The sequence below is a fragment of the Bacillus cereus group sp. BfR-BA-01360 genome, assembly GCF_022663595.1.
GTDB classification, from domain to species: Bacteria; Bacillota; Bacilli; order Bacillales; family Bacillaceae_G; genus Bacillus_A; species Bacillus_A cytotoxicus.
Genome location: NZ_JAKUFV010000019.1, coordinates 51,628 through 65,782, shown reverse-complemented (window position 1 = coordinate 65,782; position 14,155 = coordinate 51,628). Strand labels below are relative to the sequence as shown.

Here is a 14,155-nt window from a genome sequence, read left to right as displayed (position 1 = left end):
TAGCAGAAATCGAAAAGTATCAAAAGGAAAACTATATCTCAAGTTTTGCGGGTGCAGTTTATGAACTTATCCGCAAAGGTTTACGTGTGTCGGATCGTTAACGTGGCACAAACCACGCCCTATCCGAAGGCGATTCATCTCCCACCTACTCATTGGGCTACGCCCTTCACATTCCTTGAGGTGGGAGTATTCTCGCCTATTGTGGATAAATTAGACAGAAAAGAAAAGTGGCTCTTTATCGCTTTATTTTCTCATACTACTAAAAAAGCAAAGGTCACCTTTGACCTTTGCTTCGATATTTTCTATTTAAATTCATAACAATCTGTTCAATTCTCGGACGAATCCAAGCTAAATAATCTCGATCCTTCTTTTTTGTACAAGCAATTTCTTCTCCATCCACCATTTCAATTAGTTCTAGTTCTAACAGTTGCCTCGTAAATGCAAGAATGTTTACTTCTTCATTTGGATATTCTTCCTTTAATTTCTCTTCAATTTCTCCTAATAAAAATCCGTCACGCATCATTGCAAGTGCATCGATACAAAGTGGCGGCATTTCATATTTTTCTCCTGTAATTGTATCCTTTACAATATAATTCTTTTGCTCTTTTCGAAATTGAATTGTGTGTAAGCATACAGTCGAATTTAATGTTAATTCCATCATACCACCTCTTTCATCCAATCTGCATAGAAAAAAGATGCGTGCGCATCCCTTAACAAACCAAGAAACTATTACAGAAATATAAAGCCCATGTCGATATTTTCCTTCATTATAAACGAAGTATTTTATAAAAAAAAGTACCCTAATACATTTTATAAAATGTTTATATTTACACAACAAGAGCACTTTTCAGAAAAGTGCTCTTGTCCTAAAGATATCTGCTATGTCATCTATAAAATTATCATACAATTTCTAGAAACAATTCATAAAGCACAATATAAATGCTTTTTATACTGTTGGTAACGTTAGTTCTACCTTTGTACCTGCACCAATGCTACTCTTTATATTCATACTTCCTTGATGCTCCTGAATAATCTTATGTGTAATGATTAATCCAAGACCCGTTCCATTTTCTTTTGTTGTATAAAATGCTTTACCGAGCTTTTTCATTTCTTCCTCATTTATCCCGCACCCCTGATCCTCAATAAACAGGGATAACTTACCTTTCATGTTTTCCTGAGCAGAAATTTTAAGATTCCCGCCCTCCTTCATGGACTCAATCCCATTTTTAACAATATTCAACAGTACTTGTTTTAGTTGTTTTTCATCTCCATTGACCTTTGGTAATTCACTATTTAATTGCATATGAATCTTCACATGATATTGGTCTGCATAACTTTCCATTAATCGAACAACATATATTAAAATGTCTTGTATATTACAACACGTATATTCTTTTGATTTCGGCTTTCCTAATAGCATTAACTCATTCACAAATTCGTTAATTCGTTCAATTTCCTTTAACATAATCTCGTAACTTATTGCTTCATCTGGATTCCGCTCTTTTTGAATTTGAGTAAAACCTTTTAAAGCTGTTAAAGGATTGCGGATTTCATGTGCAATTGTTGTAGACATCGTTCCGATTAAAGCTAAATTTTCTGTCTGCTTCACTCGACTCAAGATTTCTAATACAGTTCTAACATACGATTGAAATCTTTTTAGTAAAGAATGTGAAATCAAACAGAAAAAAATACATAAAACGAGCGGAATAATAACTTTCCCATCTTGTAAAAACAAACAAAAAAATGTATATTTTCCAATTACGAGTGCAGAAACTAAATAAAAATATCTTTTATTCACAAATACTGGCGCGAATAAAACGAAAAATATTTCAACCATATTTCCGTTGTCAAATCCCCGATCTGTTTTCAAATAAATCATTAAGTTATTAATAAAGTCTACAGCCATATACCCGATTAGAAATAAATACTTTATAAAATATGTATGTCCACGCCTTTGTAAATATACAGAAATAGGAAATAATAAAATAACAAAGATATGTACGCCAATTCCTAGCCCACCTTCAGGCCATCCTACCTTCGTCTCATTTATATTCATTGTAGGATATACAAAATAATATATAATGTCATATAAAAAGAATATAATATAGAATAATAATAAAAATACTTTTAAAGCTTCTTTTTCCTCTTGAATCAAGCTTTTCAATTTGTTCATAGTAAATACTCCTCTTAATTTGTCCCCAAACCTCATTATATTTACTAACCCTTTACATTATAATGATGAAATTGCTTTCAGAACAATCGCTTCCCTTTAAATAACCTCTTTATTATTACACTACATCCACTTTATTTGATTATACAACAGACCGTCTGTATATAAAATGGTTCCCGTTCTCACTGAACAGGGTAAAACACCGCAACCACACTATGCTATTTTGAGATGCTAGACTCCCTCGGTTTTCGTTAACGAATCCAGGCAGTAAATCAACATGAATCATGCTCATCATTTCAAAAAAAATTCTGTTTTCATACCTTCAAACAGAATTTTAAATAGCATTTACTATTCATTTTAATCTTCGTCTTTCACATCCATATCTTCAGGAATTGGTTCGTTTAATATTTCTTCGATTAATTGTTTATATTTTTCCATTTGCTCTAAATGTGTATTAAACTGCTCTTTATTTAACAAGTACTGTTCCCCATCATATACAGCACGGACACGCTTTTGCCGAACTAATTCTTCAATATATGGCTTCGGAAGGTTTAAATATTCAGCAGCCTCTTCTATTGTTATATACATTTTTTTCATTCCTTTATTTATTTTTCATATATATCATTTATCTTACTTTATTATAGGATACTTTTGTAAATAATTTAAAAAGATTTAGTAAATGCGTAGTAAAAAGCAGGTAGATGCATTCCATATACTGTATAATAATATAAGTAAGCTTTTTTACAAATATAGATGGTATTACCCATTGATACAAAGGAGAGTTAACATATGGCTACTCGTCACATCATTACTATGTTAGAGCAATCATTACGCGCCGAAACAGAACAGACAAGTTCTTATCTATCTAAAACTTTACCGAAACGAATTATGGAACAAGCAAAAATGACTGATAAAAATAAGACATATCAAACCATTGGAGATTGGTATAAAAACCATTTCTTATTCCAACAAAGTGATTTTCTTTGGGCTAAATATGCCTTCTATGATGCATATTGCGAAGCATTACAAAAACAAGGTCACTTAACTAAACGTGTTCGTCACATATTAGAATCTATAGCTAGAAAGCATGGAAAACAATATATTTCATCTGTACAAAACTGGAAATTCCCTGATCAACAAGCACAAGGGACTGCATGATTTCGTATTTTCAAGCAAACATAAGCTCAAACTATATATACACTAGAAAGATTCACAAGTTACACGTCTTCTTGTCTTTTTCAAATAGCATTATACGACGTGAATTTATGAAACCGGTGTCATAGTTATGCTAGCAAATAGGAAAACACCCAAATTACTTCCCCTTTCTGTGTAAAAGTGGGTTCGTAGTTGGGTGTTTTATATTTTTCTAGATTATTATTATTGCTCATACTTTCCATGATACACTAAAAATCTTTACTTTTCTTCAAAAACAAAAATTGTAAATAATTTCCTATTCACTGTCTTTCCTTACTCATAAAGCCATTTATTCTATCATTTGCTTCATTAATTCTCGATTGCGTTTTTTAAACACATCATTATGTGAGGAGACCATTCCATATTCACTTGCATCTGGCTGGATAAACTGTTTCGCTTTATTAACAGCATTACCGGCATCATGGAATGCCCCTGCGATTAAGTGCAACTTCCCATCATGTTTTAAAATGTCTCCAGCAGCATATAGACCCGGTATAGAAGATTCACTGTTTGCATTTCCCGCAATGAAATAATTATCAATCATTTCAATGTTCAATTCGCTATTCTCTAATAATGTCATATCACGTTCATAACCGTGATTGATGATCACTTCATCAATTGATAAATAGGAAATTTCTCCGGTTTCATGATTCGTCAATTCCACACGTTCAATTGCTTCATGATTTTCTCCTGCAATTAGTTTTGTAATAGATGTATTGAGCAAGCAAGTAACCGAGCTGTTCAGCAATTGTGTAATCTGTGCTTCATGGCCAGATAACGCCTCTTTCCTATATGTTACATATACCTTTTTCGCAAGCGGTTCCAGTTCATTTGCCCAATCAATCGCTGAGTTCCCTCCACCTGAAACAATAACTGTTTTATCCTTAAAATGCTTCAAAGATTTTACTGTATAATTTAAATTTGATACTTCAAATCTTTCAGCACCTTCAATTGCTAATTTTTGTGGTTTCAATATTCCGCTTCCTGTCGCTATAATAACAGTCTTCGAAAAATGTTGTTGCCCAGAAGAAGTTGTTAATAGAAACGTTCCATATTCGTCGCGAGTAATCGATTCTACTTTCTCATTTAAGACTACTTCCGGCTGGAATGTTAATCCTTGTTCTACAAGTTGTTCAATTAATTTTGCCCCTGTAATTGGTGGCAATCCTCCAATATCCCAAATCATTTTTTCAGGGTAAACATGTATTTTCCCGCCTAAATGTGGCTGAAATTCAATTATTTTTGTTTTCATTTCTCGTAATCCACTATAAAACGCTGAATAAAGCCCTGCAGGTCCCCCACCAATTACAGTTACATCAAATAATTCTTCTTTATTCATTCGTATTCACTCCTCAGTTATAATCAAATGATTATCATTCTCAATAAAATATAACTTGTTTCTATTAGATTTACAATCAAAATTACTATTGACAAGGTAAGGAGATGAAATTATATTATTTACAGAATCAATATTGATAATCATTATCAATATGTAAAGGATTGTTAATTTTGAAATTATTTTAGCCATTCTTTATTTCGTACTAACATATATCACTAAAATTTTCATAAGGAGAATATAACATGAAGAAATTATTTATTTCATTAACAGTTTTATTCGTTCTAATTATGAGCGCTTGTAGCAACAGCTCATCAAATAAGAAGAACGAAGCAAAAGAAAGAAAGTCTGAAACAATTACATACCAATCTGAAAATGGTAAGGTTGAAGTTCCTGCAAATCCGAAACGCGTTGTTGTTTTGTCATCATTCGCTGGTAACGTAATGTCATTAGGCGTAAATCTTGTCGGGGTAGATTCATGGTCTAAACAAAACCCACGTTTTGATAGCAAACTTAAAGATGTTGCTGAAGTATCAGATGAAAATGTTGAAAAAATTGCTGAACTAAATCCTGATTTAATCATTGGTTTATCAAATATTAAAAATGTTGATAAGTTAAAGAAAATCGCTCCTACTGTAACATATACTTATGGAAAAGTTGATTACTTAACACAACATATTGAAATTGGTAAATTATTAAATAAAGAAAAGGAAGCAAAAGCTTGGGTTGATGATTTCAAAAAACGTGCTCAAGCAGCTGGTAAAGAAATTAAAGCAAAAATCGGAGAAGACGCAACCGTTTCTGTTATCGAAAACTTCAATAAACAAATTTATGTGTACGGCGAGAACTGGGGCCGTGGAACAGAAATTCTATACCAAGAAATGAAACTAAAAATGCCTGAAAAAGTAAAAGAAAAAGCATTAAAACCAGGCTATTACGCTTTATCTACTGAGGTTCTTCCTGAGTATGCTGGAGATTACTTAATCGTAAGTAAAAATAAAGATGCTGATAATTCATTCCAAGAAACAGAATCCTATAAAAACATTCCAGCTGTAAAAAACAATAGAGCATATGAAGTCAATATGATGGAATTCTACTTTAATGATCCACTGACATTAGATTTCCAATTAGATTTCTTCAAAAAAAGTTTTCTGGGTCAATAATACAACAATGAGGAATTCTTACAATAAGAATTCCTCTTCCTTTATTCTATGAAAAGAAAAGATGTGAAACTAATGACAAAAAACACTCTACGTTCCACCTCCTTTATATACAAATTTATATTAGGAATCATTGTCTTTCTTCTTATTTTTATGGCTTCAATGGTATTCGGTGCTGCAGATACAACGATAAAAGATGTCTGGTTAGCTCTTACTTCCTCCGCTAAAGGAGATAAAATATCTATTATTCGCGAAATACGTTTACCACGTGAAGTTGCTGCTATTTTTGTCGGGGCTGGACTCGCGGTTTCAGGCGCCATTATGCAAGGGTTAACTCGAAATCCCCTTGCTGATCCAGGTCTCCTTGGACTAACAGGTGGTGCTAATGCAGCTCTTGCCATTACAATCGCATTTATTCCTTCTGCAAACTATTTTTATATCATGATTGCTTGTTTTATCGGAGCATCAATCGGTGCCATTATGGTTTTTGGAATCGGAATGATGAAACAGGGCGGACTTTCTCCGTTTCGAATCGTACTTGCTGGTGCAGCAGTGTCCGCATTTTTAATTGCAGTTTCAGAAGGGATTGGAATTTATTTTAAGATTTCTCAAGACGTATCAATGTGGACAGCTGGAGGCGTAATTGGAACAACGTGGGGTCAATTGCAGCTCATTATTCCCGTCATTTCAATCAACGTACTTATTGCCATCTTATTTTCAAAAAAGTTAACAGTCCTCAGTCTAAGTGAGGAAGTCGCAATTGGACTCGGCCAAAAAATTATTGTAATTAAAATAATCCTGTTTATTATCATCATTTTACTTGCCGGGGCTTCCGTTGCACTCGTTGGCAATATGGCATTCATCGGTCTTATGGTACCTCATATGGTACGCCCACTCGTTGGACCGGACTATCGATTTGTCATTCCGATGTCCGCACTTGCCGGGGCTTCTTTTATGCTACTTGCAGATACAATTGGTCGTACAATGAATGCTCCATATGAAACGCCACTTGTTGCCATTGTTGCTATTGTTGGGCTGCCATTCTTCTTGTTCATTGTACGTAAAGGAGGCCAAACATTCTCATGATTCAACCTATGCTAAGAAAGCAACGCCTTATTATACTTGCCTTACTCATTCTTATTATCACGACGATTACAATTAGTATGGGACTTGGAGCAGCTTCTCTTTCCTATGATAGACTACTTCCAACATTGTTTGGAAAAGGAACCTTTAAAGAGGAATTTGTTCTATTCTCCCTTCGGTTACCTAGAATTACGATTACGTTATTAGCCGGAATGGCACTTTCTCTATCTGGAGCTATACTACAAGGAATTACCCGAAATGATTTAGCGGAACCAGGAATTATTGGGATTAACTCGGGTGCAGGCGTTGCAATTGCGATTTTCTTTTTATATTTTCCTATCGATGCAGGTTCTTTTATCTACTTACTTCCAGTTGTTGGATTTATCGGGGCTTTTTTGACAGCTTGTCTTATTTATATTTTTTCTTATAGAAAAACGACTGGTCTTCAGCCGATTCACTTAACATTAACAGGGATTGGATTTTCATTTGCGCTCTCAGGAACAATGATCGTCATTATTTCATCTGCTGAGCGTGTAAAGGTAGACTTTATTGCAAAGTGGATTGCCGGAAACATATGGGGAGATGATTGGGTCTTCGTCTTAGCAATTCTTCCATGGCTAGCTATACTGATCCCATTCATCTTATATAAAGCAAATCGTCTCAATATCTTAGCCTTAAACGAACCCGTCGCAATTGGCGTTGGAATCGAACTCGAAAAAGAACGCCGCTCTCTTCTCCTAGCAGCTGTGGCATTGGCTGCCGCTGCCGTTTCAGTTACAGGAGGCATTGCCTTTATCGGTCTTATGGCTCCGCATATTGCAAAATCATTAGTAGGGCCTAGACATCAAATGTTTGTCCCCGTAGCCATTTTAATTGGAGGATGGCTTCTGTTATTAGCTGATACAATCGGTCGCCATATCGTCGAACCTAGCGGGATTCCTGCCGGTATCGTTGTTGCTTTAATTGGTGCTCCTTACTTTATGTATTTACTATTAAAAAGTCCAAAGTAAATTACATAGAAATCCCCTAAGAATAGAGTGTTCTTGGGGGATTTCTTCTATCCTTTAGAAACTTATAAAATAGATAAGGTTATGGCTTCTTCTTTATTCATGCTTATAAACAGCAATACGTTCAACAAGAGTATCAGAAAAGCTACAATAAATCGAATAACCTTCGCGATTATAAACGAGTGCCTCGTTATTCATATTCTATGCCGCTATCAGTATCATCTGGTTCACCAAACCATTCTTTTAACTCTCTTACCGAAATATAAGGTGCTATCCAAACTGTTCGAACTTTTGACGGAAACATATTAAGATTATAACCTCCATGCACGGCAGTATTAGGAGCATCACATTCTGTACATCCTGCCTCTTGCCAAACATCAGGTGCTCCAAATTCTTTTTTTCACTGCAGATATATCTTTTCCCATTACGCTTAATTCAAATGGTTCCAGCTTCCCTTCACGAAAAGCGATTTCTAACACGTTCTGCACTCCTTGTTTTGTATTTATTTGGAATTTAGAAGCTGACGTACTTACTATTTTTATTTCGTCATAAATCTAACAAATTCGAATTTGTTATGAATATAGTTTCCCTTTTATATACTCTACCTTCCATTAATGTTTCGTCAAAAGCTCATTCATTGCCAACCTTCCATTTTCTAATACTTTGATTTTATACGTATTGTTAAAGCTTTTAATTTTAGTTGTCCCATCACCATATGTAATTCCATATTCTTCATAAGCAGTTACGACATATTCTGCTTTATTAATTAATTTAATACTATTCACTTGATAGGGTAGCAACGTCTCTGAGATATTTTTATCATTTATATATTTAATATATTTTTGACTTTCTCGGTACGCTTTTCCTTTCGGATCTAAAAAACTCTTTATGTACGAGAAGTCATTTTCCCTAATTGCTTTCATACCAGCATCTGCATATTTCTCCATAAAATCTCGAATTTCATCTTCTGACACTTGTTCCTTAGTAGACTCCTCTATTTTATATTTATTTTCTGAGAAGTTTTCTTTCTTCTGCCCCTTTTCAACTGATGTGATCTGCTCCTCTTGTTTCTTTTGTTCCTTTTTCAGCTCACCTTGAGATTCAAGATATAAATACATAGGAGCCTTATCTAAGTCTTCATAGAGATTTTTCATAATTGTAGAAGCAAACGACATATCCCCAAGAATAAACTGCTGGTTCATTATATTATATGTTGTAAAAAGTTTTATTGTATACCTGACCAACTGTTGCTCAGACTCTGTATATCCATGTTTTTTAGGATCAATCTCATCCGATAACAATTTTTCATAATTTCGAAAAAAACTTAAAATGAATGCATGATCTTTTCTAGAAATTGTTCCTCGTTCACTCCGAACAGGAACACCTTTTGCAATTTCATCGGTAGCGTTAGAAATAATACTTATAATCTTTTGACTCTCTCTACTAACTTTCGAACTCTTATCATGATAAAAATAATGATTATACGCTATATAGCCTCCTATCGAAATTATTATAAACAAAAATATAAATAAGCATTTTTTAAACAAAACTTCCTCCTCATCATCTATAAACTTTATTTCGTTCGTAATTACTAAAATACTCTATATCACATTATTAAATCTATATATCTTTATAAATAATTTATTTATTATAAAAAACTCAATACTTTACTTGAAATAAAAGCTTTATCAATTACATATAAAATAAGTTCATTACGTTTATGATAATCGGTAAATGGCTCAGGATTCATATAACGTTTGACAAGTTCTTTCTTATTTTTATGATTCATAACCATATCAGATGTTAACAATAGCGTATTTGCCATAAAAATCGTTATATCTTCTGTAAGGTCAGGAAACGTTCGCAAAATAGCACGATTATATAAATCTTCCGTCATACAAAAATGGCGTGAAATTTCAAACAATATTCAAATTCTAATTAAGGTTATTTTTCATTCTTTTTACTATAATAAAGTTAACAGAAACATTCCATTTTACTACTAGCATAGTTACGTTAAGAGAAAGAACTTTATATTCCAAAAGTAATTGATAATTAATTTCAATAAAGTTATACATTTCTCTTGACAAAATAACAGATTTTATATGATAATTAATATCGAATTAGAATTATTATCGTTAATTAAGAACTTTATTTTCTGAGCACACTAGTTTATGTTGCTCAAAACTTATAATTAGGAGGAAATGTGATATGTTATTAATCGGCACAGAAGTAAAACCATTTAAAGCAAATGCTTATCATAATGGAGAATTCATCCAAGTTACTGACGAAAGTTTAAAAGGAAAATGGAGTGTAGTTTGCTTCTACCCAGCAGACTTCACATTCGTTTGCCCAACTGAACTTGAAGACTTACAAAATCAATATGCAGCTCTTAAAGAACTAGGTGTTGAAGTATACTCTGTATCTACAGATACTCACTTCACACATAAAGCATGGCATGATAGCTCAGAAACGATTGGTAAAATCGAATACATTATGATTGGTGACCCAACTCGCACAATCACTAGCAACTTCGACGTGTTAGTGGAAGAAGAAGGACTTGCAGCTCGCGCTACATTCATCATCGATCCAGATGGCATTATCCAATCTGTAGAAATCAATGCTGACGGTATTGGTCGCGATGCAAGCATCCTTATTAACAAAATTAAAGCAGCACAATACGTTCGTAACAACCCAGGCGAAGTTTGCCCAGCGAAATGGAAAGAAGGAGCTAAAACACTTAAACCAAGCCTTGACCTTGTAGGTAAAATCTAAGGAGAGCGATCAAAATGATACTAGATGCAGATATAAAAGCACAACTATCCCAATACCTTCAACTAATGGAAAGCGACATCTTACTTAAAGTTAGCACAGGAGACGATGATGTTTCTAAAGATATGTTAGCTCTAGTTGATGAATTAACTGCTATGTCATCTAAGATTAAAGTCGAAAAAGCGCAACTTGAGAGAACACCAAGCTTTAGTGTGAATCGTATCGGCGAAGAAACTGGCATAACGTTCGCTGGTATTCCTTTAGGACACGAATTTACTTCATTAGTGTTAGCATTACTTCAAGTAAGTGGACGTGCTCCAAAAGTTGAACAAAAAGTAATTGATCAAATAAAAAATATTCAAGGTGAATATCATTTTGAATCTTATATCAGCTTAAGCTGTCACAACTGTCCTGATGTTGTTCAAGCTCTTAACGTAATGAGCGTTCTAAATCCTGGTATTACACATACTATGATTGACGGCGCTGCATTCAAAGAAGAAGTAGAAAGCAAAGATATCATGGCAGTACCAACTGTTTACTTAAATGGCGAACCTTTCGGAAGCGGTCGTATGACACTTGAAGAAATTTTAGCTAAAATGGGTAACGGTCCTGATGCATCAGAATTCTCTGATAAAGATCCATACGATGTTCTTGTTGTTGGCGGTGGCCCAGCTGGTGCGAGTGCAGCAATTTATGCAGCACGTAAAGGCATCCGCACAGGTATCGTTGCGGAACGCTTTGGCGGTCAAGTAATGGATACACTAGGTATCGAAAACTTCATTAGCGTAAAACGCACCGAAGGTCCTAAGCTAGTAGCAAGCCTTGAAGAGCACGTAAAAGATTACGATATCGATGTAATGAAATTACAACGTGCAAAACGCCTAGAGAAGAAAGAGCTTATTGAAGTGGAACTTGAAAATGGTGCTGTTCTAAAAAGTAAGAGTGTAATCATTTCAACAGGTGCTCGCTGGCGTAATGTTGGCGTACCAGGTGAAGCTGAGTTCAAAAACAAAGGTGTCGCATACTGCCCTCACTGTGACGGTCCACTATTTGCTGGAAAACACGTAGCAGTTATCGGCGGCGGTAACTCTGGTATTGAAGCAGCAATCGACTTAGCAGGTATCGTAAAACACGTAACTGTTCTTGAATTCATGCCAGAATTAAAAGCTGATGCTGTACTGCAAGAACGACTTTACAGCTTACCTAACGTAACTGTTCTGAAAAATGTTCAAACAAAAGAAATTACTGGTACCGACACAGTAAACGGCATTTCTTACATCGATCGCGAAACAGAAGAAGTTCATCATATCGAACTTCAAGGTGTATTCGTTCAAATCGGTCTTGTACCAAACACAGACTGGTTAGGAGACACTGTTGAACGTGTTCGCGGTGAAATCGTAATTGATAAACACGGTGCTACAAACGTACCAGGAGTGTTTGCTGCAGGTGACTGTACAAATAATCCGTACAAACAAATTATTATTTCTATGGGTTCAGGAGCAACTGCAGCTTTAGGTGCTTTTGATTACTTAATCCGTAACTAATCAAGTTTTTACAAAAGCAGGTGCCTTTGGCACCTGCTTTCTTTATCATGCTAATCTATAAACTAAAAACCTTTCATTCCCATTCTTCTCATAAGCTCCCGGTAACCTTACTTCCGTCTCCAGCTCAAAAGCTGTCTGATTCTCTAGGAAAAAGATATAATCCTCGGACGGATAATATAAAATAATATCTACACTTCTCTCTACTTCCTCCACCGAAAGTAATATGTTATTTACAACATTCATAAACACTTGTACCGAAAACGGGTTAAAAAAATAAAAACGATTATCACGCATGTCAATCTTATATTCTTGTGCTAAGCAACATTGAAACTCAATTTTATCCTTACTATTTTTCGATTTTTTTGCATAACGATCACGATTTTCCACTGCTTCTTTATAGAACACTTCATTCATTTCAATCCCAACTGCCGAAGCACCGCACTTATGATGCATATAAAAGTTCAATCGCCCTTTGCCGCACCCAAAATCTACAACTCGATCACTACTTTTGATTTCGTATTGATTCAATAACTCATCTAAACCACTATATGGCGTTGGTTCATAGCGATGATAATGCATAGACTTATTAAATCCTTTTTGCTCCCCTACAGTCTTTATATTTAACACTGCGTCGTAATATTGTTCGTTCATTTATTTGCTCCTATTGAGAAATGATACTTTTATTATATACGATAAAGAATTCTGCTACATTCATAGAGGATCGAGCTGACAAGTACATAAAATTATATCGGCGCTTCTCCCCTATTTATCGGCGATATTTTCATTATATCGGCGCTTAGACACAACTTATCGACTATTCGACAAAGGATATCGATTTCGCGACATATAACGACAAAAAGCAAGAGCTAGAAAGCCCCTGCTTTTTCATTCCTTCATCTCTGTTCAAATTTATTAAGCAATGCACGCACTTCATCTGTTGATTTCGTGCTCATCAATTGATTTCTTAATTCAGCAGCTCCATGGAATCCTTTAACATAAATTTTGAAAAAGCGATGAAGTCCTGTGATGGAACGTGGTAGTACTTCCGCATATTGATCTTGAAGATCAAGCTGTAGTCTTAAAAGATCAAGGTGTTCTTTACTGCTATGTTCTCTTGGCTCTTTTTCAAACGCAAACGGATTTTTAAAAATACCTCGCCCGATCATCACACCATCAATGCCGTATTTTTCAGCAAGCTGTAGCCCGGTTTGACGGTCAGGAATGTCTCCATTGATTGTTAGGAGCGTATTTGGTGCGATACGGTCACGTAATTTTTTGATTTCTGGAATTAACTCCCAATGAGCAGCCGCTTGGCTCATTTCTTCTCTTGTACGTAAATGAATAGAAAGGTTTGCAATATCCTGTTTGAAAATATGCGTTAACCACTCCTCCCACTCATTTACTTCCTTAAAGCCAAGTCGTGTTTTTACGCTGACAGGTAGTCCGCCTGCTTTTGCTGCTTGAATAAGTTCTGCTGCGACGTCTGGACGCAGAATAAGGCCACTACCTTTTCCTCTCGAAGCTACATTCGGTACAGGACAGCCCATATTAATATCGATTCCTTTAAACCCTAGTTCTGCCATGCCAATACTCATTTGACGGAAATATTCGGGATTATCTCCCCAAATATGCGCCACTATTGGCTGTTCATCTTCTGTAAAAATCAAACGGCCACGCACACTTTTCATACCCTCTGGATGACAATAGCTATCCGAGTTTGTAAACTCCGTGAAAAATACATCCGGTCGACCGGCTTCACTTACTACGTGACGAAAAACAACATCTGTCACATCTTCCATTGGTGCAAGTACAAAAAATGGTCGTGGTAAATCACGCCAAAAATTATCTATCATGTCAAACTCAAATCCTCTCAATTAAAAAAGTCTAAAGTC

Annotated in this window: 13 protein-coding genes and 1 pseudogene; 6 read left to right on the top strand and 8 right to left on the bottom strand. The window is 35.1% G+C overall.

Going from position 1 to position 14,155, the window contains the following annotated elements:
• Positions 1-274: 274 nt before the first annotated feature.
• The 3 genes from MR056_RS16310 to MR056_RS16300 form a co-directional block, all read right to left on the bottom strand.
• Positions 275-661, bottom strand: a complete 387-nt coding sequence (locus tag MR056_RS16310; RefSeq protein WP_140388378.1) for a hypothetical protein — start codon at positions 659-661, stop codon at positions 275-277.
• Positions 662-946: 285 nt separating this feature from the next.
• Positions 947-2,173, bottom strand: coding sequence for an ATP-binding protein (locus MR056_RS16305; protein WP_087097603.1), 1,227 nt, complete (start codon positions 2,171-2,173; stop codon positions 947-949).
• A 354-nt stretch (positions 2,174-2,527) separates the two neighbouring features.
• Entirely contained in the window at positions 2,528-2,758 is a 231-nt protein-coding gene (locus MR056_RS16300; protein ID WP_048724277.1) for a helix-turn-helix domain-containing protein, read from the bottom strand.
• A gap of 201 nt (positions 2,759-2,959) precedes the next feature.
• Between MR056_RS16300 and MR056_RS16295 the strand changes: the two genes are divergently transcribed.
• Positions 2,960-3,328 carry a hypothetical protein gene (locus MR056_RS16295; protein ID WP_011983451.1) on the top strand — a complete coding sequence of 123 codons (369 nt, stop codon included), beginning with the start codon at positions 2,960-2,962 and terminating at the stop codon, positions 3,326-3,328.
• A gap of 325 nt (positions 3,329-3,653) precedes the next feature.
• Here MR056_RS16295 and MR056_RS16290 read toward each other — a convergent pair whose 3' ends face one another.
• Positions 3,654-4,703, bottom strand: a complete 1,050-nt coding sequence (locus tag MR056_RS16290) for an NAD(P)/FAD-dependent oxidoreductase (protein WP_011983450.1) — start codon at positions 4,701-4,703, stop codon at positions 3,654-3,656.
• A gap of 242 nt (positions 4,704-4,945) precedes the next feature.
• Between MR056_RS16290 and MR056_RS16285 the strand changes: the two genes are divergently transcribed.
• The 3 genes from MR056_RS16285 to MR056_RS16275 are packed head-to-tail and all read left to right on the top strand — an operon-like array spanning position 4,946 to position 7,953.
• Entirely contained in the window at positions 4,946-5,863 is a 918-nt protein-coding gene (locus tag MR056_RS16285; protein ID WP_048724279.1) for an iron-hydroxamate ABC transporter substrate-binding protein, read from the top strand.
• 48 nt (positions 5,864-5,911) lie between these two features.
• On the top strand, positions 5,912-6,946 hold the full coding sequence (locus tag MR056_RS16280) for a FecCD family ABC transporter permease (protein WP_048724280.1): 1,035 nt from the start codon (positions 5,912-5,914) through the stop codon (positions 6,944-6,946).
• Entirely contained in the window at positions 6,943-7,953 is a 1,011-nt protein-coding gene (locus MR056_RS16275; RefSeq protein WP_048724282.1) for a FecCD family ABC transporter permease, read from the top strand. Before MR056_RS16280 ends, MR056_RS16275 begins: the two co-directional genes overlap by 4 nt.
• Positions 7,954-8,561: 608 nt before the next feature.
• Here the strand turns inward: MR056_RS16275 and MR056_RS16270 are convergent.
• Both MR056_RS16270 and MR056_RS16265 read right to left on the bottom strand, forming a co-directional pair.
• Positions 8,562-9,497 (bottom strand): TcaA NTF2-like domain-containing protein, encoded by a 936-nt coding sequence (locus tag MR056_RS16270; protein ID WP_048724283.1) that lies wholly within the window; start codon positions 9,495-9,497, stop codon positions 8,562-8,564.
• 110 nt (positions 9,498-9,607) lie between these two features.
• Positions 9,608-9,850, bottom strand: a pseudogene (locus MR056_RS16265) (S-methyl-5-thioribose kinase); the annotation flags it as partial.
• Between the two features lie 308 nt (positions 9,851-10,158).
• Here MR056_RS16265 and ahpC point away from each other — a divergent pair.
• Positions 10,159-10,722 carry an alkyl hydroperoxide reductase subunit C gene (gene ahpC, locus MR056_RS16260; RefSeq protein ID WP_011983436.1) on the top strand — a complete coding sequence of 188 codons (564 nt, stop codon included), beginning with the start codon at positions 10,159-10,161 and terminating at the stop codon, positions 10,720-10,722.
• Positions 10,723-10,736: 14 nt separating this feature from the next.
• Positions 10,737-12,263, top strand: a complete 1,527-nt coding sequence (gene ahpF / locus MR056_RS16255; protein ID WP_011983435.1) for an alkyl hydroperoxide reductase subunit F — start codon at positions 10,737-10,739, stop codon at positions 12,261-12,263.
• A 45-nt stretch (positions 12,264-12,308) separates the two neighbouring features.
• Here the strand turns inward: ahpF and MR056_RS16250 are convergent, their stop codons facing one another.
• The gene (locus tag MR056_RS16250) at positions 12,309-12,914 is read right to left on the bottom strand and encodes an SAM-dependent methyltransferase (protein WP_048724286.1); all 606 of its coding nucleotides are present in this window, start codon (positions 12,912-12,914) and stop codon (positions 12,309-12,311) included.
• Positions 12,915-13,156: 242 nt separating this feature from the next.
• Positions 13,157-14,116: a tRNA dihydrouridine synthase gene (locus MR056_RS16245; RefSeq protein ID WP_087097599.1), complete on the bottom strand. Its 960-nt coding sequence runs from the start codon at positions 14,114-14,116 to the stop codon at positions 13,157-13,159.
• Positions 14,117-14,155 lie beyond the last annotated feature (39 nt).

Coding starts and splice junctions, on each gene's coding strand:
- MR056_RS16300 (WP_048724277.1), bottom strand. CDS start 2,758: ATGTATATAACAATAGAAGAGGCTGCTGAATATTTAAACCTTCCGAAG.
- MR056_RS16305 (WP_087097603.1), bottom strand. CDS start 2,173: ATGAACAAATTGAAAAGCTTGATTCAAGAGGAAAAAGAAGCTTTAAAA.
- MR056_RS16295 (WP_011983451.1), top strand. CDS start 2,960: ATGGCTACTCGTCACATCATTACTATGTTAGAGCAATCATTACGCGCC.
- MR056_RS16245 (WP_087097599.1), bottom strand. CDS start 14,116: ATGATAGATAATTTTTGGCGTGATTTACCACGACCATTTTTTGTACTT.
- MR056_RS16275 (WP_048724282.1), top strand. CDS start 6,943: ATGATTCAACCTATGCTAAGAAAGCAACGCCTTATTATACTTGCCTTA.
- MR056_RS16290 (WP_011983450.1), bottom strand. CDS start 4,703: ATGAATAAAGAAGAATTATTTGATGTAACTGTAATTGGTGGGGGACCT.
- ahpC (WP_011983436.1), top strand. CDS start 10,159: ATGTTATTAATCGGCACAGAAGTAAAACCATTTAAAGCAAATGCTTAT.
- MR056_RS16280 (WP_048724280.1), top strand. CDS start 5,912: ATGAAAAGAAAAGATGTGAAACTAATGACAAAAAACACTCTACGTTCC.
- ahpF (WP_011983435.1), top strand. CDS start 10,737: ATGATACTAGATGCAGATATAAAAGCACAACTATCCCAATACCTTCAA.
- MR056_RS16250 (WP_048724286.1), bottom strand. CDS start 12,914: ATGAACGAACAATATTACGACGCAGTGTTAAATATAAAGACTGTAGGG.
- MR056_RS16310 (WP_140388378.1), bottom strand. CDS start 661: ATGATGGAATTAACATTAAATTCGACTGTATGCTTACACACAATTCAA.
- MR056_RS16285 (WP_048724279.1), top strand. CDS start 4,946: ATGAAGAAATTATTTATTTCATTAACAGTTTTATTCGTTCTAATTATG.